The organism is Kibdelosporangium aridum (assembly GCF_900176515.1).
Classification (GTDB): domain Bacteria; phylum Actinomycetota; class Actinomycetes; order Mycobacteriales; family Pseudonocardiaceae; genus Kibdelosporangium; species Kibdelosporangium aridum.
The window spans coordinates 15,552-34,422 of record NZ_FWXV01000002.1 but is presented as its reverse complement, the minus strand read 5'-3'; the positions used below and the strand labels follow the sequence as shown (position 1 = coordinate 34,422).

The window sequence follows — 18,871 nt, the reverse complement described above, 5'->3', positions numbered from 1 at the left end:
TCCCCCGCGCATGGCGGTGTGGCGGTGCGCTGGGGGTCCCGCACCGCCACACCTGTCTGTGGGTGAAGTGTCAGCCTCAGCCGAAGAAGATCGAGGCCACGTCGTTGTCGAACTTCAACTCCGCCAAGTCGGTGACGTCACCGTCGACCACGAGCGACTTGCCCTTGCAGTCCTTTTCCGACCACAGCTTCATCGAGCCGGTCGCCGAGATCGACGAAGTCACGTTGGGCCGGGCGAGGTTCTGGCAGCCGTTGCCCGCAACACCTTGTGACGCGCCGTTGTCGCTGAAGTTGGCGTCGTCGAAGAGGATCGCGCTGCCGGCCTTCGGGCCATCCGGGTTGTTCGCCGGGGGCGGGGTCGTGGGGGCGGTCGTGGCGGGCACACCGGCCTTGCCGCCGGTCGGGGTCACACCGAACCACTTGCCGCCGACGCCCTGACCGAAGGTGTCGCCCGGCTTCTTGTCCTTGTTGAAGCGGTAGACCGGCCAACCACCGACCGTCAGCTGCAGCGAACCGTCATCGCGACGGACCGTTCCGACATCCTGCTTCTTGATCCCGGCGATGAAAACCTTGGTGCCGCGCTCGACCGTCACCGGCGGCCAGGTCACGGCGCACTCGCCATTGCACACCGACTTCGACGGGTTCGCGTCATCGTCGTCGAACCGGTACAGCGTCAGGCCCGCGCCGTTGACCACGACCGGGTTCAGCGCGCCCGCCTTGCTTGCCTTGAGGGCCACCCACTTACGGGCGACGTCCTTGGCCGCGGTGTTCGCCGTGCCGTCCGAGCCCTTGGCCCAGTCGCCCGTGTTCGCCTGTGCGTTGTTCGACTTCGCCGTGCCAGACAACAAAGACAGACCCTCCGAGCTGACGTCCTCCGCCTTTACGACAGGCGTGGTGCCGGTGTCGACTGATGGCGGGGCAGCACCGTTCTGGCCACCACACGCCGACAGAACCGCGACACCGACCGCCGTCAGGGCAGCAAAGGACACAACATGCTTACGCAACATGGGGTTTCACTCCAAAAGTGAGATGCGGTTCCGGCCTGTTTCCGACCCGCTCGGGGCAAGACACGGAACTCGGACCGAAGAGGTTCACACAATTTCGGAGTGTCCTGGGTCACACCTGGTTTCAGCAGTGCCTGCCACCGTTGATGCACGCGACTGCCTGCGCCATCAACGGTTCTGGCATCACCCCGATGGCCATCGCGTGGTCGGTGATCGGATCGCGTCCCTCCTCGGGGAAGGAGTCGATCGCGTAGCCGGCATCAGCCGGGATCGAGTAGGCGACCTCGATGTGCAGCTGTGGCACCGGGAACGTGCCGATCGGGCACGCCCCGGCGGCCGGGAAGATCAGATGGCCGCGGTGCAGCGTGCTGTCGGTGGCTTTGCCGTCCCAGCAGCTCGGGAAGTCGAACACCCTGATCACTTGCTGGCCCTCGGCGCAGCGTGGGTATTGCTTGGTCACGCGGTCGCGGGCGCCCGAACAGGTCCACTGCACGTGTTCGGTGTGTTCGCCGTCCTGGGAGACCGCCACCGGATTTCCGGTGATGGCACGCAGAAAACGTGGTGCGGCCACGACGTTGGACATCGGATTGCCGCGTAGCTGGACCAGCACGGAATCGGGCTGCACGATCCGGCCATGGTTGCCGTCGACGCCGCCACCGACCGTGTGCGCGTCGCCGCCAGGCTCGTCCGTCAGCCGCAGCACCGGCCAGTAATAGGTCGAACGATCGCCTGCCCGGCAGGTCGTTCCCGCCGCGGCCAGGCTTTGATCCGTGGAGAAGGCGTCAGTCGACACGTTTCCGACGTAGTCGTGGGTGTGGTGCGCCCCACCCGGCAACCCTGGTTGAACCACCACGTTGTCGGCGTTGCGATGAGCGTTCTCGTTGCGGCCGCACTGCGATTGCCAGGTTCCAGTGCTGGCGCCCGGTTGCGCGGCAGGCGCTTGCGCTCGAACCGGGACCTGCTGAATGTCCACGTAGTACGAATCGCTGGATCTGGCGTGCTCGCCGTGACCGGGACTTCTGTTGCAGGCGGCCAATGCTGTGACAGCGCACAGCACGGAAAAGAACACGAGTGGTCGCAACGACAATGACACGAAACGGATCCTCGCATACCACGGACGTGGGAAAAGGAGAACCGGCTTGGGATGGCAGGTGCTTGCCACGCCCGTAACGGCAAATCCGGTGAACCCCTTCGCGGCGAGACCCGTGTGGGGGTGGTCAACGAGCCGGGGAACCGGCGAATCCAGCATTGAACACAGGGGAGAACGTCATGCCCACGTACCACATCCAGTCCGAGGACATCCAGGAGAGCTCGGCCTGGCTCAAGCAGAACATGCAGACGTTGCTCGACGGGATGACCCAGGCCAAGGGCAAGATCGACACCCTGATCCAGGGCGGCTACAACACCCCGCAGGCGCAGGCGAAGTTCGGCCCGTACTTCGAGGAGTACAAGTCCAGTGTGGACGAGACGCTGCGCGGGATGGAGGGCATCAGCCAGTACCTCGAGCAGGTCGGCACCGCCTTCGAGGACACCGACAACCAGACGTCCAGCAGCCTCGGCCGCTGAGTGACCTTCCGATGATCCCCAAGGGGGCCGTGCCGTTGAAAAGCGCCGCACGGCCCCTGTTGGCCTTTGGAGCCTTTCGTGCGTTTCGTTCTGACCACTGTGGACAAGGTCGGCACGGTCGTCGACCACCTGCTCGACACGTCCGCCGACACCACCGTCGGCGAGCTGGCACAGGCGTTGGGCACGGGCCGGACGCCGACGTTGTTCGTCGCGGGCGCGCCGGTCGACCCGCAGCTGAACCTGCGTGACTCACCACTGCGCCAAGGCGTGGTCGTCGGTCTCGACCGGCCGGTGAGCGCGGTCTGGGTGGAGCCGCGCGGGGTCGCCGAGATCCGGTTCGTCGGCGGCCACGACGCCGGTGTGGTGATCCGGCTGGACATCGGTGACTACCTGATCGGCGCGGCGAGTACCTGCCGGATCCGGATCGCCGACCCAGGCGGACCACCGGCGCGGGCCAGACTGCGTGTTCTGCCAGACGGCCGATGCGAGCTCGTTGCCTTGACGGGCAGCGGCGTGCGGCTGGATCGGGTCGAGGTGACCGAACCGCGACCGTGGCCCGACGGCTCCGTGTTGGCCGTCGGTTCGTCGCTGCTGGAACTTGCGCGTCCACAGCCACCGGATGCCGCGCTGGCACCTTCGGAAGACCGGACGGGGTTGGACTACAACCGTCCGCCTCGGCTCCTGCCCGCGCCACGCGTCACCAAGTTCACGCTGCCTTCGCCGCCGCAGCCACCAGAGCGTCGTCCGCTGTCTTTCATCGCGGCCGCGGCGCCGCTGGTGCTGTCCGGTGCCATGTTCGCGATCACCCGTAACCCCTTGACCTTGCTGTTCGCGCTGCTGTCGCCGCTGATCCTGATCGCGGGCCAGTTGGGCGGGCGCAGGGAGAGCCGCTTGGCATATCGCAAGCGGGTGACCGAGTTCGAGGAGAAGAAGGCCCGGATCTCCGCGGACGCACAGGAGGCGCTGGCATTGGAGCGCGCCGCTCGCCGGACCAACTTCCCCGATCCGGCAACGGTTCTGCTGACCGCGGTCGGCCCACGCCGTCGCCTGTGGGAACGCCGTCGTGCCGACCCGGACTATTTGGACCTGCGGGCGGGCACGGCCGATCTGCCGTCCGAGGTCGTCCTCACCGATCCGGCACAGGACGAGCACCGTCGTGAGATCCGATGGACCGCGCTGGACGTACCGGTCACGGTTCCGCTGCGCGAGCACGGTGTGCTGGGTGTCGCTGGAGGTGGCGTTGCGCGGACCGTTGCCCGTTGGCTGCTTGCCCAGGCGGCAGTCCTGCACAGCCCGGAAGATCTGCAAATCTACGTTCTCGCTGGTACAGGGCAGAACTGGGAGTGGACGCGTTGGCTGCCGCACGTGGCACCACGCAACGGACAGGACACCGTCTGCACTATCGGCGTGGACGCGCAAACGCTCGCTAGACGTGTCGCCGAACTTGTAGCGATCATCTCCGCGCGGGCGGGCAAGCCTGCCGAGCGGGATGTGCTGGTGGTTCTGGACGGCGCCCGCAGGCTGCGGTCGTTGCCCGGTATCACGCAGATTCTGCGGGACGGTCCGGCGGTCGGTGTCTATGCGATCTGTGTGGACGACGAGGAACGGCTGCTGCCCGAGGAATGCCAGGCGGTCATCACTGAACAGGGCGACGGTTCGCTGCGCGTGTCTCGTACCCGCTCCGAGCCGGTAGGTCAGGTGCGGCCGGATCTCGTGTCCCGCGAGTGGTGCCGCACGGTGTCGCGGGCCCTCGCCCCGGTGCGTGACACCGGGAGCAGCGGGGACGGCGGCGGCTTGCCGGACGCGAGCAGGCTGCTCGACGTGCTGGCATTGGATCCGCCGACACCCGATGCGGTCGCCGCGCGCTGGGCGACCGGAGGTCGGACAACGGTCGCAGTGGTCGGCGAGTCGCTGGATGGCCCGTTCTCGTTGGACCTCAAGCAAGACGGCCCGCATGGCTTGGTCGCGGGCACAACCGGGTCGGGCAAGTCCGAGCTGCTCCAGACACTGGTGGCGTCGTTGGCAGTGGCCAACCGGCCGGACGCGATGACGTTCGTGCTGGTGGACTACAAGGGCGGCAGTGCTTTCAAGGACTGCGTGTCGCTGCCGCACACCGTGGGCATGGTCACCGACCTCGACACGCACCTGGTCAGCCGGGCGCTCACGTCGTTGTCCGCGGAGTTGAAGCGGCGCGAGCACATTCTGGCCGATGCGGGCGCCAAGGACATTGACGATTATGTCCTGTTGTTGGACCGAAGAACTGCTGACGGGGCCGAGCTTCCGGAGCTGCCGCCGATGCCTCGGTTGCTGATCGTGATCGACGAGTTCGCGTCCATGGTCCGTGACCTGCCGGACTTCGTCACTGGTCTGGTCAATATCGCGCAGCGTGGCCGTTCGCTCGGCATTCACCTGGTTTTGGCGACGCAACGGCCGGGCGGTGTGGTGTCGCCGGAGATCCGCGCCAACACGAACCTGCGGATCGCGTTGCGGGTGACCGACTCCAGTGAAAGTCAGGACGTGCTTAACGCGCCGGACGCGGCCGCGATCGCGAAGTCGACGCCGGGCCGCGCGTACGTGCGATTGGCGCAGTCCTCGCTCGTGCCGTTCCAAGCCGGACGGGTCGGCGGGTTCCGCCCCGGCGCCCGCACCACAGAACGGCCCGCGCCTTGGCTCATGCCCTTGACGTGGAACGACATGGCACGCCCAGCGCCGCAACGACCGGGCGGAGCGCAGCCGGACGGCGAAGTGACCGATCTGGCCGTGCTGGTGCAAGCGATCCGTGGCGCATCCTCCCGATTGGGTCTGCCGCCGCAGCACAGCCCGTGGCTGCCCGCGCTGCCCACACAGATCACAGTGGACTCGCTGCCTGCGGTACCGACGACCGGGTACTTGCCTCCCGTGCCGTACGGCATCGTTGACCTGCCCGAGCAGCAAAGGCAGGAGCCGTTGGTCCTCGATCTGGCCACTTTGGGCCACCTGCACATTGTCGGTGCGGCTCGCAGCGGCCGTTCGCAGGCGCTGCGTACCCTCGCCGGTGCGGTGGCCCGTACGCTTTCCCCGGACGACGTGCACATGTACGGAATCGACTGCGGTAACGGCGCTTTGCTTGCTTTGTCCGCGTTTCCGCACTGTGGCGCGATCGTGCAGCGCACCGAGGCAGAGCGCCTGACGCGCCTGATCACGCGGTTGAAGACGGAAATGGCCAGGCGCCAGCAGTTGCTGGCCTCGAGCGGATCCGCGAACCTCGTCGAATATCGCAAGACTCACCCGGATGCGCGCACGCCGCACATTCTGCTGCTGGTCGATCGGTGGGAGGTCTTCGACAAGACGTTCGCCGACCACGACGGCGGAGCGTTGATGGCCGGAGTGCTCGCGTTGATGAGCGAAGGTGCGAGCGTCGGTATCCATCTTGTGTTGGCAGGAGACCGTGCGTTGTTCTCCACGCGGGTCTCGTCCACGACAGAGGACAAGCTGGTGTTGCGTCTCAACGAGCGGTCGGACTACAGCGTGATCGGCGTCAACCACCGCAACCTGCCTGACGAGATCCTGCCTGGCCGGGCGCTGCGGGCCACCGATACCGCGGAGGCTCAGATCGCCCTGCTCGGCCCGGACCCGTCCGGCCAGGCCCAAGCCCGTGCATTGGCTGCGATCGCCGTCAGCTGCCCGACTGGGACCGATCGTCCGTTCCGAGTGGACGTGCTGCCGGACGAACTGAGCCTTGCGGACGCCAAACAGTTCCCTCGTCCGACAGGATCGTTGTGGACACTCGTTGGTGTCGGCGGTGACGAGCTGGCGGCTCTTGGGCCGGACCTGAGCGTCAACCCGACGTTCATCATCGGCGGTGCGGCGCGTTCTGGCCGGAGCACAGTGTTGTTGACGATGGTGTGGTCCTTGTTGGACGCAGGCACTCCTGTGGTGATCGCTGCTCCTCGTCGCTCACCGCTGCGAGAGCTGGCTGGCGCTCCGGGTGTGCTGGACGTGGCGACGGGCACGGACTTCACCACTGCCCAATTGATCACAGCCCTTGATCAGGCCTCGGGACCTGCCGTCGTGGTGATCGACGATGCGGAGTTGCTGCTCAAGTGCGACGCCGGCAGCGAACTCGGTGTGATCGCACGCAGTGGTGCCGAGCAGGGACGTGGGTTGATCATGGCAGGCACGACCGAAGGGCTGGTTGCCGGCTTCGGCGGGTGGCATGTGGACGCCCGGCGCAACCGGCAGGGAGCGTTGATCGGGCCGCAGTCGTTGGGTGACGCGGAGTTGCTGGGTGCCAAGCTGTCGCGTGGTCAACTGGGTCCGGCGCGGCCTGGCCGGATCTTGTTGCACCTTGGCGACGGCGTGATTCGCGCCGCTCAAGTACCGCTGACCGAAGCCGGAGCCTTGGCGGCTGCCTGAAGCACGAACATGCCCCCAAAGCGGCTCCAAAGGCCACTTTGGGGGCATGGGTCAGTCAGGAAAGAACCAGGGTGCCGGTGATCGTGTCGAAGAGCTCGAACAAGCCGTCCGCCTCGGCGATGTTCGGGCTTGTCCCGGTCACCACGAGCACCTGACTGGAGCTCGGCACTTTCACGACTGTGTGCATGACGGCACATCGCATGGTCAGTCCGTCCATGGTCACGTCCTGGATTCCGTGCACCCGTCCGGCTGTGCCGATGCCCTGGAGCTGGGCTGTGGTCACCCTGCTCCAGGTGTCCACACCAGACTCGGGGTCGGCCGCCATCAGTGCGCGCAGGATGTCGCCACCGCTTGGCGGAGTGACAACCGACACGACGACTGTCGCGACGAGTGGACCGTCTTCGTAGAGCTCGAATGTGCCGCCTGCGTGCAGGGCGCCCGAGCGGCGGGCATGCCGGACTGCCCGGCGCACTGATTCGGTGAACTGGCCGATGATCTGGTCGTCGATACCAGCCTGGGTGTATTGGTCCCACACCTGCCCCGCGACGGTGTTCTCGCTGGTTTCGTCCGCAATGGACAGGTCGTACCAGTGGTCTGGCAGGGTCATCTGGAATGTCGTGCTCATTGGCCATTCTCGCCTTCGGTGAGAGCGTTCACGGTCTGTTCATCGGTTTGCTGGAAGGCGTCCGCGACGGCACGGCTTGCGTCGCGTAGGCCGTCGAGGTCGCGGCCCAGCACGTATCTGCCGTCGCCCCATGCTTTCTCGAAGTCCCATGCCGCGGTCTCCAACTTCTGGTCCGCCAGTGCCTCGACCACGTCGCCCATCGACTTCACCAGGTCGCTGCCCATCAGATCCTTGGTCCGCTGCAACAGATCGGCTACTCGCCGCAGCTCGTCCGCCGGTATCTCAATCAGGCTCATGACGCATGCACGGATGGTGAACCGATCCGGTTCGAAACACGTGTCTGCCGCGATTCCTAGTCACCGCAGGGGAGGAGTGGACGTCATGACACGTCCCGCATCAGGCGAATGGGCGCCGCTCGATCTCGACGAGGACCCGGTACCCGGCGATCCGGCCGCGCTCACCCAGTTGCGTACGGCCTACCAGGACCTTGCCTCGACCACCCGCGAGGCGTTCCAGCTGCTCACGTCGGGCAGCAGCATCGAAGGCGGCCAAGGCAAAGCCATGGTGGCCTACCGGGAGTTGCTCGGCGAAGTCCCACGGCGACTGGACGTGATGGCCAACTCCTATGGCCAGGCCGCGGAGGCGTACGCGCGTTACCAGCCTGCGCTTGAAGAGGCGCAGTCGATGTCGCTGAATGCTTTGAACCAAGCGCGTCAGGCGTCGCAGGACAAGGCTGCCGCGACGGCATCCGCCGCTGTGGCGCAGGCCGCGTTGGCCGCGGCAACCGGTGACGCGGCGACTCTGGCACAAGACGACGTGACTGCGGCCGAAGGCAAGGGATCCGCCGCTCAGCAGGAACTGGATCAGGCGAAGTCGTTGCTGAACCAGGCGATCGCGATGCGGGACCAGGCGGCGGCGTCTGCTCGGGACGTGTTGGACAGCCTGGCCGACGACGCGCCACAACGGTCGATCTGGGAGAAGATCGGCGACGCGTTCCGGGACTTCTTCGAGTTCCTGATCAGCACGGTGACCGAGTGGATCGTCACGATCCTCGACGTACTGGCCACATTGGCCTCGTTCATCTTCCCGCCGCTGGGCATGGCGATCGGCCTGCTCGCGTCGGGGATCGAGATCGCCTCCGCCGCGCTGAAGGGCGACATGGCAGCGCTCGGCATCGCGCTCGCAGGTCTGGCGCTGGGGTTCATCCCTGGCGGCAAACTGATGAAGCACGCCATCAAGCTCGGCAAAGGCCTCGGTGGTTCGGTCAAGTCCGGGATCGGCAACGCGATCAGCTCGGTGGGTGGCGGAGCGGGCCGCAACATCGGTGGCAAGATTCCGCCACCGAAGGCCGTCCAACCACCGCCCGTCAACAAAGGCATCCGTGGCGCGAATGTGCCGGCCAGGGCGAACTCTCAGCCGAAGAAGGACGTCAAGGCCATCATCGATCCGATCGAGGTGGCGACCGGACGGATGGTGGCCCCGCAGACCGATCTGGAGCTGGCCGGTTCGCTGCCGTTGGTGTTCACGCGTACGCACCTGTCGTCGTACCGGATCGGCCGATGGTTCGGTCCATCTTGGTCGTCCACATTGGATCAGCGGATCGAGGTGGACGAGCAGGGCGTCTCGTTCGCGGCCGAAGACGCGACGATGCTGGACTACCCGGATCCCGGCGACGGCGTGGTTTTCCCGCACGAGGGCCCGCGGTGGCCGCTCACCCGTACCGACGACGGCGGCTACGCCATCATGGTCCCGGAAGACGAACGACTCCTCTACTTCGCGCCGAGTGACCACAGTGCACACCCGATCAGCGCCGTGTTGAGCGGCTCGGGTGACCGGATCGACTTCCGGTACGACGAAGACGGCACGATCACTGGCATCTCGCACACCGGTGGATACGAACTGACGGTAGGCACTCACGAGGGTCTGGTCACCGATCTGCGCTTGGCGGACGGCACCCTCGTGGCCGAATACCGGTACGAAGGCGACAAGCTGGTCGAGGTCGTGACGCCCGAAGGCGAACCACTGCGGTTCTCATACGACGACGCAGGACGGATCGTGCGATGGGAAGACCGCAATGGCATGTGGTACGAGTACGTCTACGACTCGCAGGACAGGTGTGTAGAGACCCGTGGAGCAGGCGGTTACCTCAGCGCCACGTTCGAGTACACGGACCTTGTCACCCGAGTGACGGACTCGTTGGGCCACACCAAGACGTTCCACATGAACGACGCGTTCCAAGTCGTGCGCGAGATCGACCCGCTCGGCGGCGTGATCGAGTGCGAGTGGGACCGTTACGACAGGCTGCTTACCCGTACGGATCAACTCGGCAACACCACGCGGTATGTCTACGACGAAGAGGGCAACCTGCTCACAGTGACCGCGCCCGACGGCACGGAAACGCTGACGGAGTACTTGAGCCCAACTCGTCCCACACGCAGGATCGAGCCGGACGGCGCCGAATGGCGTTACGACTATGACTCCCGCTGGAATCTGATCGCGGCGACTGATCCGACAGGGGCACGCACGACCTTCACGCACGACGAAGCGGGCCGTCCGATTACGGTCACGGACGCGATAGGTGCGGTGACCCAAATCGAATACAACCCCGCGGGCCTTCCCGTCCAGATCACCGACCCTCTCGGCGCCAGAAATGCTTATACCTACGACGCCTTTGGTCGTATTGCAACGGTTACCAGCCCGCTTGGGGAAGTCACAAGGTTGTCCTGGGCTGAGAATGGGGAGATCGCCAAGATCGTCGAGCCGGACGGCAGCGTGCGGCGATGGACCTTCGACGGTGAGGGAAACCTGCGGGAGAGCGTCGATGCGCAAGGCGAAGTGACACGGGCCGAGATCGGGCACTTCGACCTTCCAGTCGCCGAGATCGCGCCGCAGACGGGCCGTACCGAGTACGCGTACGACACCGAGTTGCGGCTGACCTCCGTGACGAACGCACGTGGCGAGACCTGGCGATACGAGTACGACGCCGCAGGCAACCTGGTACGCGAGATCGACTTCGGCAACCGCGAGCTCCGGTACACAGTGGACTCGGCGGGCCGAATGGTGGAGCGGACCAACGCGTCCGGCCAGACCGTGCAGATCGCGTGGGACGAAAACGGCAGGCTGGCGCAGGTCGGTGACACCACGTATTCCTACGACGCGGCAGGTCGGCTGGTCCGGGCGGTCAGTCCACACGCCGACCTCGCGATGACCTACGACGCGTTGGGCCGGGTACTCAGCGAAACGGTCAACGGCCGCACAGTCACCAACGGCTACGACCTGGCGGGACGGCGCATCCGTCGCCGCACGCCGTCCGGAGCGGAAAGCGGCTGGACGTACAACGAAGCCGGTCAGCCGACGGCTCTGCACGTAGCCGGGCGGATCATCAAGTTCGGTTACGACGTGGCTGGCAGGGAGATCGGCCGCTCGGTGGGCGGCCTGCGCGTCGCCCAGAGGTGGGACGCGGGCGGCCGGATCAGCAGCCAGATGGTGTTCAACGGCTCGCCGGGTGCCCTCCAGAGCAGGAAGTACACCTACCGCGAGGACGGCACGCTCACCTCGGTCGACGACCTGCTGCGAGGCGTGCGTCAGTACGAAGTGGATGGTCCTGGCCGCGTTACCGGCGTATTCGGCGAGAACTGGACCGAGCGCTACTCCTATGACGAGGCGGGCACGCTGGTGAACGACACCAGTGATCGTGACTACGACGCGGACGGCAGGTTGGTGCAGCGCCGTGAAGGCCAGCGGGTGTGGCGCTACAAGTGGGACGGTCTCGACCGGCTGATCGCTGTCATCACACCGGAACGTGAACATTGGCAGTACCACTACGACGGGCTGGGCAGGCGGATCGCGAAGCAGCGCGTGACCATGGACGGCGTCGAGATCATCGAGCGGATCGAGTTCGCGTGGGACGGCACCGAAATCGTTGAGGAATCGGCGAACGGCACGGTCACCGTCTGGGATTGGCAGCCGGGCGCGTACCAACCGATCAGCCAGGTCGAGCGGTCCGGTGACCAGGAGTGGACCGATGCCCGGTTCCGTGCGATCGTCACCGACCTCGTCGGTATGCCGACCGAACTGGTGGACGAGCACGGCCACATCAGGTGGACTGCGAACAACACGTTGTGGGGCAACGGGATCGATACCGTCGATGGGACGCCGTTGCGATTTCCCGGACAGTACCACGACGAGGAGACCGGTCTGTACTACAACTTCCACCGGTACTACGACCCGGCGATCGGCCGGTACGTCTCCAACGACCCGCTCGGTCTCGCGCCAGCCCTGGACCCGCATGGTTACGTGCTCAACCCGACGGCGTTGATCGACCCGCTCGGTCTCGCGCCCTGTGGCACGGACAAGTTCCGCGGCATGAAAACGGACGTCAACCTGCGCCCCGACGGAACGATCACCTCGGTCAAGGTCAAGGGCAGGCCGCCGACCAACGTACGCGGCAAGCAGGGCGACCACGGCACCCCGTTCGTGTCGATGACGCACATGGGCGAGAACGCGGTCAAGAACAAGACTCCCGCGCAGGCGATCCTGGCGCAGCGCGACTTGCTGACCCGCCTTCAGCAGTACCCAGGTTTCACCAAGCCGCCGCAGAACATGCGCGGGGAGTTCGACCGGGTCGCCGATGAGATCAACAACGACATCGACAACGTGGTGAGATCGGGCAACGTCAGCCCCAATGACGTGGCGCGGATCAACAACCGCCTGCTTGACCTGCGCAACAACTTCAACTTCACCGCGGTGGGCAACAAGACCAGCACCGGCGGGCACAACGAGGCGGGCATCGCCGGTGCGTTGCAGCAAGGCGAAACGATCCTGGGCAGTGGCAAGAACCTGCCAGCGAACCATGGTCTGCTGGACAAGCCGTGGGCCATGTTCGACGCCAAGGGGATGGGCAACAAGCTGAACACCGACGTGCTCCGCCAGCACATGATGTCGATGCAGGACGCCTATCCCAAGCTGTTCGGGCCGGGCGGTCAGTTCAGCCGCAGCGACCTCATCGACCAGCTGGAACGCACCAACCAGGTGCCCGCCAACATGATCAAGGAACTGCGCGACGACCCCGTGCCGGGCAGTCCCCAGCTCGGCGACAAGCGGCCGGGCGACGCCGAGGGCTCGATCGCCGACGGTGTGAAGCGCCGTCGCCGAGCCGACTGAACCAGGTCGGGCCGAGATCCGTGTCGGGCGGGAACCTTCGTCCCACCAGTGATCGAGGTCGTCATGTTTTCTCGGGTACTCGCCGCGTTCGTCCTGCTCCTGCTGGTCTTCGCGCCCGCGTCGGCGCTGGCCGCCCAGGACCCGGTGCCGTACTACGTGGTGCCGGGCAAGCCGGGGCAGCCCAGCGACAGGAACCTCTTCGACGTGGCCGGTACGACACTGGGCGACCCGAACCGCTGGCCGGAGATCTTCGAGCTGAACGTCGGGCGGGTGCAGCCGGACGGCAGCACTCTCGGCAACCCGGGTGAACTGCGGTCTGGCTGGACGCTGGTGCTACCCAAGGACGCCCGGTCCGGCGAGATCCGGATCGGGCCACCGCCCACGGCACGGCCACCCCAACCGAGGGTGGCCGCACCTGTTGCCGTGCCACAGGAGACAGTCTTCGGCCTGACTCCGGCGCTCGCGTTGGCAATCGGCGGCGGAGTGCTGCTTCCTGCGATCGTCATCGTCACCGTGCTACTGGTCCGCGGACGCCGTAGGCCGGTGCGTAAACCTGTTGTCGTAGAGCCGAACAGTCAACTGCCAGCGGTGCTTGACCGGGCGTTACGGCACATCGCTGCGGCAGGTAGCCCCTTGCCGCCGATGTACGCGGCTGTCGTAGGCCCCGATCGCTTGTCACTCCGGCTGACTCCGCCGCTCGCTCCGGCGCCGCATCCCTGGCGTGTCAAGGAAGACGGCGCGGTGTGGGAGGCGCCGATCTGGCAACTGGACGCGAGCACACCGGACGGTCCAACTCCGTTTCCCTTGCTGGCCAGCGTAGGCACGATCGGTGGCGAACAGACATCGGTGAACCTCGGTCGTGCTCCGGGAATCGTGGCGATAACCGGCCGACCTGAAGACGTTGACAGAGCCGCCATGGCTGTGCTGAAACAGATCGCGACGAACCCAGGCGCGGCCGGGATCGCCATAACCATCATCGGTCCGCCGCCGAGCGTGCAACTTCCACCCGGACGTGTCCACGTGGCACGGACGATCAGTGAAGTCATTGGCGCGTCTGGCATGCCTGTTCCCGATGTGACGGGAATGCTGTCCATCTGGGGTGGCCCGGGTGGAATCGCGGACTCGGTGGGCGGGCAGCTCATCGTTGTCACGAGCCCGCTTACGCCACCGGATCTGCAGTTGCTGGCCGAGTTCGCGGTGCGGTCGGGCAACTCGGGTGCTGTGCTCGTCGCCGGGGATTTTCCGGCTGCGGCATGGCGGTTCGAGGCTGGTCCGGACGGCGCTGTCGACATCGGTGTGCTCGGCCTGCGACTGGATTCCGCCGAGTTGGCGACGAGTGTGAACCAGCCGGGTGCCTGATCCGTGTCAGGCGGGACGTGCGACCCGGAAGGAAGGCCAATGTGGACGAAGACGTGGCTGAGCGGCCTGGCGCTCGCAGGCATCGCCGTACTCGCGGGGTGTGGCCAGCAGACCACCGGCGTGCCACTGGCCAGTGACGCCGCCGCGCTGGAAGAGACGCTCGGTCAGCGCAGTGACGAGGGCGGTTACTGGCCGAAGTCGGTGCAGCTGGGCCAAAACCTGACACTCGGTGCGGTCGTGCTCGACGGCCGCGGATTCACGCTCTACCGGTTCGACAAGGACTCCGACTCGCCGCCGAAGTCCACATGCGAGGGTGCGTGCGCCCGGCAGTGGCCACCGGTGCTGGCGAACGAGAAGATCACGTTTGAGAACCTGAGCCCGTCGGAGATCGGCGTGCTCGACCGCAGGGACGGCACGCAGCAGGTGACCATCGGTGGCCGTCCGGTTTACCGCTACGTCAAGGACATCGTGCCCGGCCAGACCAACGGCCAAGGGGCAGGCAGAACGTGGTTCGCCGTCGCGCCGGACGGCTCGAAAGCCGGGCAGAAAGCCAAGAGCGGCAACTGATCGCCACCCGGCATGCCGTGAGCGGCGTCACGTATCCAGTGCCATTGGCGGTGATCCGAACAGGGCACCGCATCCGTGTCAATGAGGGGAACTCCCGGGCATCGGGAGTCGTGGAGGTGTAACGGATGACTCGTCATCGGCAGGTCGCCGACGAGGCGTTGATCCGGACGTTGTTCGCAGAGCACGGCCGCGCCATGCTCGCCTACGCGACCAGGCTGACCGGCGAACGCGCGGCGGCCGAGGACGTCGTGCAGGAGGCGTTGATCAAGGCGTGGCGCAACCCGGACGTCCTGGTCAACGGCAAGGGTTCGGTGCGGGGCTGGTTGCTCACGGTCGTGCGCAACATCATCACCGACAAGGTGCGAGCCCGTAACGCCCGGCCGAAAGAGGTGGCCGAGTCGCCGACCGCCGTGCCGATCGAGCGTGATCACGCCGACAAGGTGGTCAGCTCCATGGTCGTGCTCGACGCCCTCGAGAAGTTGCCGGACGTGCACCGATCCGTGCTCGTGGAGATCTACGTGCGGGGACAGAACATCAACGAGACCGCGGAAACCCTCGGCATCCCGCCGGGCACAGTGAAGTCGCGTTCGCACTACGCGTTGCGTGCGTTACGCGACATGTTCTCCGCGCGCGAGACAGGGATGGAAGGAGTGGCCTGAGACATGTCCGAGCAACATGTGGACATCGACGCCTACGTCGCTGGTCTGCTGGCGCCGAACCAGGCCGCCGGAGTCGAGAAGCACATCGACGGCTGCGAGGTGTGCCGGATGGACAGTGTTTCGCTGCGGGAAATGCAGGAGTTCCTAGGCGAAGTGCCGCCGGAAGCGATGCTGGAGGGCTACCCGGACGACGCGGACCTGGTCCTGCAGCGGACTTTGCGTCAGGTGAGAACGGAGAAGACAGCGGCACGACGCCGCTCCCGATTTCTCACCGCGGCAGCCGCTGTCGTCGCCGCGGCGGCGTTGGTGACCGGTGGCGTCCTCGTCGGCCAGTCGACGACGAGCCAACCGCAACAGGTCGCCATCCCGACGACGACACAACCCCAGGGTGTCCGATTCGCCAATTCGACCGACAGCACAACCGGTGCGCGACTTGTCGTCCGGGTCACCCCGGCCGCGGGCTGGGCACGGGTGAACGCGGCGGTCAGTGGGATTCCCGCCGGGGAACAGTGCCGGCTGATCGTGGTCGGCAAGGACGGCACCCGTGAATCAGCAGGCAGTTGGGTGGTCCCGAACAACGAAGCCGGGGGAACGACCCTGGACGGCTCTGCATTGATCCCCGCGCAGGACATCACCTCTGTGCTGGTTGAGACCACGGACGGAAAGCGGTATGTCACCACGAACATCTAGCTTCGGGTAGCCCAACGGGGGCGCCAACAACACCCGGAAATACACATGATTCACCCCAACATCGGCTGGGGTTACGACACCATGTGACCCTATGTTAAGCACGTGACTGCCGTGCGGTACGTGTTCGCGCTGGTGTTGGTGCTGCTGCCGCTGGGAATCGGCGCTGTCATCTACACGCCGGATGACCTGCGTCTTGTCGAGTTTTCGCGGGAAGTCGATCCACAAGAGGCGGCCATCCGGGTGAACGCGCCTCGTGAGGCGGAAGTTTCGGTCCTGCTGCGCTCGACTGTGCGAGGCGTGGAGGTCACTGCGGACTACGTGATCGATGTGTTTCGTCGGGACCCGTTGATCGACGCCGTGCGGACAGGTGTGGTGGACGGGAAGGCGGTGGCCTGCTCGATCGCGGGCGCCCCGGAAACCGGCGTGTTCTCTCCTCCCACCGTCGAGTTCGGCCGGGACGACCTGCGGGCGAAGGTACTGGTCTCCGGCACACTGACGCTGTCCGATACGGACGGCTACATCGAACGCCCGTCGTCCTACCACAGCGGGCAGGTGTGGGAACGGACATTGCGGGTTCGTACCGAGGGCGTCAGCGTCGTTGAGCTGCACAGCGACGAAGGTCCAGCACTGATGGGTCCAGATCGGATCGAGTTCACCGGCCCGATCAACCGGTACATCTACGTCAGTGTCGAATCGGGCAGTACGCAGTGGACAGGCTGGTCACTGAGCCAGGGGCCTGCCCTGTGGCACATCGCTATGGGCGTGCCGTGGTTGCTGGTGTTGTTCCTTGGTTACCGCTCCAGGCACAGGGTGCGCGGACCGTTGCGCGCAGGCGCGATCGCTTACGTCTTCAGCATTCCGCCGTTGGGGGCCATGCTGTTGTGGATCCCCAGCACGGCCGGTGTCATCCTGTCGGGCATCTTCATGGTGGCTCCCGTTCTCACCTTGATCTGGTGTCGTGCCGTGCGAGGTGTGGAACCGCTTGGCAGACAGGTGCAGTGGCTGGCCTTTGGTGCTCTTGTCCTGGCAGTAGGGACGGCTGCTGCCTTGTTGCCTGCTGGGAGTGCGTTGACCTTGATCGGCGGCGGTGCGGCCGCAGGAGCCAGCCTCGCTGCGGCCGCGTGGATCGCAGGTCGTCGAAGCTGGGCGGCGATTGCGGCACTGATCGGTGTGACTCTGGTGTGTGGCGCGCCGTTGGTCGACTTCCTCGTTGAACAATCGGCGCTGCCTTACGGCGGATTCGCGCTGCTGACTCTCGGCCTGCTCGCGGCTCCGGTGGCAATCGGCCTTGCCGCGGCAATCGGCGCGCGACGCAAGGCATTGGGTTACACCATCGCGGTTGTTGTGTCCGCTGTGTTGTTCTTGCCCGCCGCGGCTTTGGTCGTGGACGCCGTCGACACTGTGGTGCGGGACTATCCGCGGCGGGTCACGCTCGCCTTCGCGACCGACGCGGCGGCGATCTTGGTCGCGGCGTTGGTGACCTTGTTGATCGTGCTGATAATCCGCTTGTCCACGGACGCGCACGCGTACGCCGACCCGATCATCCGGATGGCGATGTTCGTGATCGTGGTGATCGCCGTGATCCCCAATTCGGTTTCCACGCTCGGCCAAGTACTCGCGTTGCTGTCGTTGACGTTCACGTTGATCTGGCTGGTCCCGGCCAACCGTGCGGACCGTGCGGCCAGGCTCGCCGCGATCGGTCGGCGGACCCACGTCCGGCTGGTGCGCCTGGAGATCTGGCAGCGGCTGGTCGACCAGGTCGCCCGCGAGACGCACCGAACAGGCATCGCACGGGCAGCAGCGGGCGAGGTGCCGTTGAGCACCTTGTACGGAACATGGTCCGCGTCCGTCCAACCGGCCAGGGCCGGGATCAACCTGCACGAGGCGGCGCTGGGTTCCGGTGGCGGCTTCTCCCCGAGAGCGAACCTGCTGGCCGGCGTGGGAGCGGCCGCGGCGCTCGCTTTGCCGATCATGGCCTACGAAGCGTCCCTGATCTTCTTCAGCCCAGGAACCGACCTCAGTGGACAGTCGACGCTGGAGCTGTTGGGAGACGGTAGGTCCGTGCTGCGCTGGGTGGTCTACGGCGCATTGTTCGGGTTGTTCTACCCGGCCCTGCGCGGTGACCGTCCGATCGCCAAGGCCAGCGCGCTGTTGGTGGCGCTGTTGGTTCCGGAGTTGCTCGCGATAGTGCTCACGCCCGCCGCGTCGGCCGAACAGATCGCGTTCGCGGTAGCGATCCGTGCCGGCCAGATCACGGTGTTGTGTATCGGCCTTGGACTGTTCTGGGAGTGGCGGCTGAGTCGCTCGGCAGGTCTGCGCTGGGGCCAGCTGCGTGACTTCCGCAAGGCAGGCGCGTTGGTCACGCCGGTGACGACCCTGGTGGTGGCCGCCGCGACCACAGTGGTGACAGCGCTCGCAGGCGCTGCGGTCGCGGCTATCTTGCAAGGCCCCGCGGGCATTTCTGGTGTCGGTGAGCCGATAGGCGCGTCGACACCACGGTGATCAGAGGTCAGTACATGACCAAACCAGCGGACACATTGATGTCCTCACCTGTGATGCCAGCGGCACCGTCGCCGGCAAGGACGGCGGTCACCTCGGTGACGTCGTGCGGCCGCACCAGACGACCCAATGGTGATCCGGATCGCTCGTGAATAAGTACGTCCGTTTTGCTCAGTGTCGATGTCCACTGTGGAGTGCAATTGCCCGGCAGGCAGAAGATCACCGCATCAATGCGGAATCATGCATTTCTGTCCCGAGATCAATTGCTGTCGGTAGTCGAAGTCCGTGCTCCTATGCATCTATCGGGGGCACATTGGACACGACTGTTCGAATAGGTAAGACCGG

13 protein-coding genes are annotated in these 18,871 nt (G+C 65.8%); 8 read left to right on the top strand and 5 right to left on the bottom strand.

Annotation, left to right across the window (positions count from 1 at the left end; translation table 11 throughout):
* Positions 1 to 76 precede the first annotated feature (76 nt).
* Together B9C43_RS09595 and B9C43_RS09590 are read right to left on the bottom strand one after the other, a co-directional pair.
* Positions 77 to 1,006 carry a hypothetical protein gene (locus tag B9C43_RS09595; RefSeq protein WP_084425706.1) on the bottom strand — a complete coding sequence of 310 codons (930 nt, stop codon included), beginning with the start codon at positions 1,004 to 1,006 and terminating at the stop codon, positions 77 to 79.
* A 121-nt stretch (positions 1,007 to 1,127) separates the two neighbouring features.
* Positions 1,128 to 2,096 carry a DUF1996 domain-containing protein gene (locus B9C43_RS09590; protein ID WP_235038538.1) on the bottom strand — a complete coding sequence of 323 codons (969 nt, stop codon included), beginning with the start codon at positions 2,094 to 2,096 and terminating at the stop codon, positions 1,128 to 1,130.
* A gap of 176 nt (positions 2,097 to 2,272) precedes the next feature.
* On the opposite strand from B9C43_RS09590, the gene B9C43_RS09585 reads away from it, so the two are divergent.
* Both B9C43_RS09585 and B9C43_RS09580 read left to right on the top strand, forming a co-directional pair.
* The gene (locus B9C43_RS09585) at positions 2,273 to 2,569 is read left to right on the top strand and encodes a WXG100 family type VII secretion target (protein WP_033380063.1); all 297 of its coding nucleotides are present in this window, start codon (positions 2,273 to 2,275) and stop codon (positions 2,567 to 2,569) included.
* 78 nt (positions 2,570 to 2,647) lie between these two features.
* Positions 2,648 to 6,964, top strand: coding sequence for an FtsK/SpoIIIE domain-containing protein (locus tag B9C43_RS09580; RefSeq protein ID WP_084427961.1), 4,317 nt, complete (start codon positions 2,648 to 2,650; stop codon positions 6,962 to 6,964).
* Between the two features lie 55 nt (positions 6,965 to 7,019).
* Here the strand turns inward: B9C43_RS09580 and B9C43_RS09575 are convergent, their stop codons facing one another.
* Together B9C43_RS09575 and B9C43_RS09570 are read right to left on the bottom strand one after the other, a co-directional pair.
* The gene (locus B9C43_RS09575; RefSeq protein ID WP_143446252.1) at positions 7,020 to 7,589 is read right to left on the bottom strand and encodes a hypothetical protein; all 570 of its coding nucleotides are present in this window, start codon (positions 7,587 to 7,589) and stop codon (positions 7,020 to 7,022) included.
* Positions 7,586 to 7,885, bottom strand: a complete 300-nt coding sequence (locus B9C43_RS09570) for a hypothetical protein (protein ID WP_033380058.1) — start codon at positions 7,883 to 7,885, stop codon at positions 7,586 to 7,588. The genes B9C43_RS09575 and B9C43_RS09570 overlap by 4 nt, the downstream gene beginning before the upstream one ends.
* A gap of 85 nt (positions 7,886 to 7,970) precedes the next feature.
* Between B9C43_RS09570 and B9C43_RS09565 the strand changes: the two genes are divergently transcribed.
* The 6 genes from B9C43_RS09565 (at position 7,971) to B9C43_RS09540 (ending at position 18,529) form a co-directional block, all read left to right on the top strand.
* A complete protein-coding gene (locus B9C43_RS09565) occupies positions 7,971 to 12,752 on the top strand; it encodes a DUF6531 domain-containing protein (protein ID WP_160096447.1) in 4,782 nt (1,593 codons plus the stop codon).
* A 63-nt stretch (positions 12,753 to 12,815) separates the two neighbouring features.
* Positions 12,816 to 14,111, top strand: a complete 1,296-nt coding sequence (locus B9C43_RS09560; protein ID WP_143446251.1) for a hypothetical protein — start codon at positions 12,816 to 12,818, stop codon at positions 14,109 to 14,111.
* Between the two features lie 39 nt (positions 14,112 to 14,150).
* Positions 14,151 to 14,678, top strand: coding sequence for a hypothetical protein (locus tag B9C43_RS09555; RefSeq protein WP_084425700.1), 528 nt, complete (start codon positions 14,151 to 14,153; stop codon positions 14,676 to 14,678).
* Between the two features lie 125 nt (positions 14,679 to 14,803).
* Positions 14,804 to 15,337, top strand: a complete 534-nt coding sequence (locus B9C43_RS09550) for a sigma-70 family RNA polymerase sigma factor (RefSeq protein WP_033380054.1) — start codon at positions 14,804 to 14,806, stop codon at positions 15,335 to 15,337.
* A 3-nt stretch (positions 15,338 to 15,340) separates the two neighbouring features.
* Positions 15,341 to 16,027, top strand: coding sequence for an anti-sigma factor family protein (locus B9C43_RS09545; protein WP_084425699.1), 687 nt, complete (start codon positions 15,341 to 15,343; stop codon positions 16,025 to 16,027).
* 102 nt (positions 16,028 to 16,129) lie between these two features.
* On the top strand, positions 16,130 to 18,529 hold the full coding sequence (locus tag B9C43_RS09540) for a hypothetical protein (RefSeq protein WP_084425698.1): 2,400 nt from the start codon (positions 16,130 to 16,132) through the stop codon (positions 18,527 to 18,529).
* Between the two features lie 7 nt (positions 18,530 to 18,536).
* Here the strand turns inward: B9C43_RS09540 and B9C43_RS09535 are convergent, their stop codons facing one another.
* Complete coding sequence (locus B9C43_RS09535) at positions 18,537 to 18,749, bottom strand: SDR family oxidoreductase (RefSeq protein ID WP_160096444.1); 213 nt, start codon at positions 18,747 to 18,749, stop codon at positions 18,537 to 18,539.
* Positions 18,750 to 18,871 lie beyond the last annotated feature (122 nt).

Coding starts and splice junctions, on each gene's coding strand:
- B9C43_RS09595 (WP_084425706.1), bottom strand. CDS start 1,006: ATGTTGCGTAAGCATGTTGTGTCCTTTGCTGCCCTGACGGCGGTCGGT.
- B9C43_RS09585 (WP_033380063.1), top strand. CDS start 2,273: ATGCCCACGTACCACATCCAGTCCGAGGACATCCAGGAGAGCTCGGCC.
- B9C43_RS09575 (WP_143446252.1), bottom strand. CDS start 7,589: ATGAGCACGACATTCCAGATGACCCTGCCAGACCACTGGTACGACCTG.
- B9C43_RS09570 (WP_033380058.1), bottom strand. CDS start 7,885: ATGAGCCTGATTGAGATACCGGCGGACGAGCTGCGGCGAGTAGCCGAT.
- B9C43_RS09565 (WP_160096447.1), top strand. CDS start 7,971: ATGACACGTCCCGCATCAGGCGAATGGGCGCCGCTCGATCTCGACGAG.
- B9C43_RS09560 (WP_143446251.1), top strand. CDS start 12,816: ATGTTTTCTCGGGTACTCGCCGCGTTCGTCCTGCTCCTGCTGGTCTTC.
- B9C43_RS09555 (WP_084425700.1), top strand. CDS start 14,151: ATGTGGACGAAGACGTGGCTGAGCGGCCTGGCGCTCGCAGGCATCGCC.
- B9C43_RS09550 (WP_033380054.1), top strand. CDS start 14,804: ATGACTCGTCATCGGCAGGTCGCCGACGAGGCGTTGATCCGGACGTTG.
- B9C43_RS09545 (WP_084425699.1), top strand. CDS start 15,341: ATGTCCGAGCAACATGTGGACATCGACGCCTACGTCGCTGGTCTGCTG.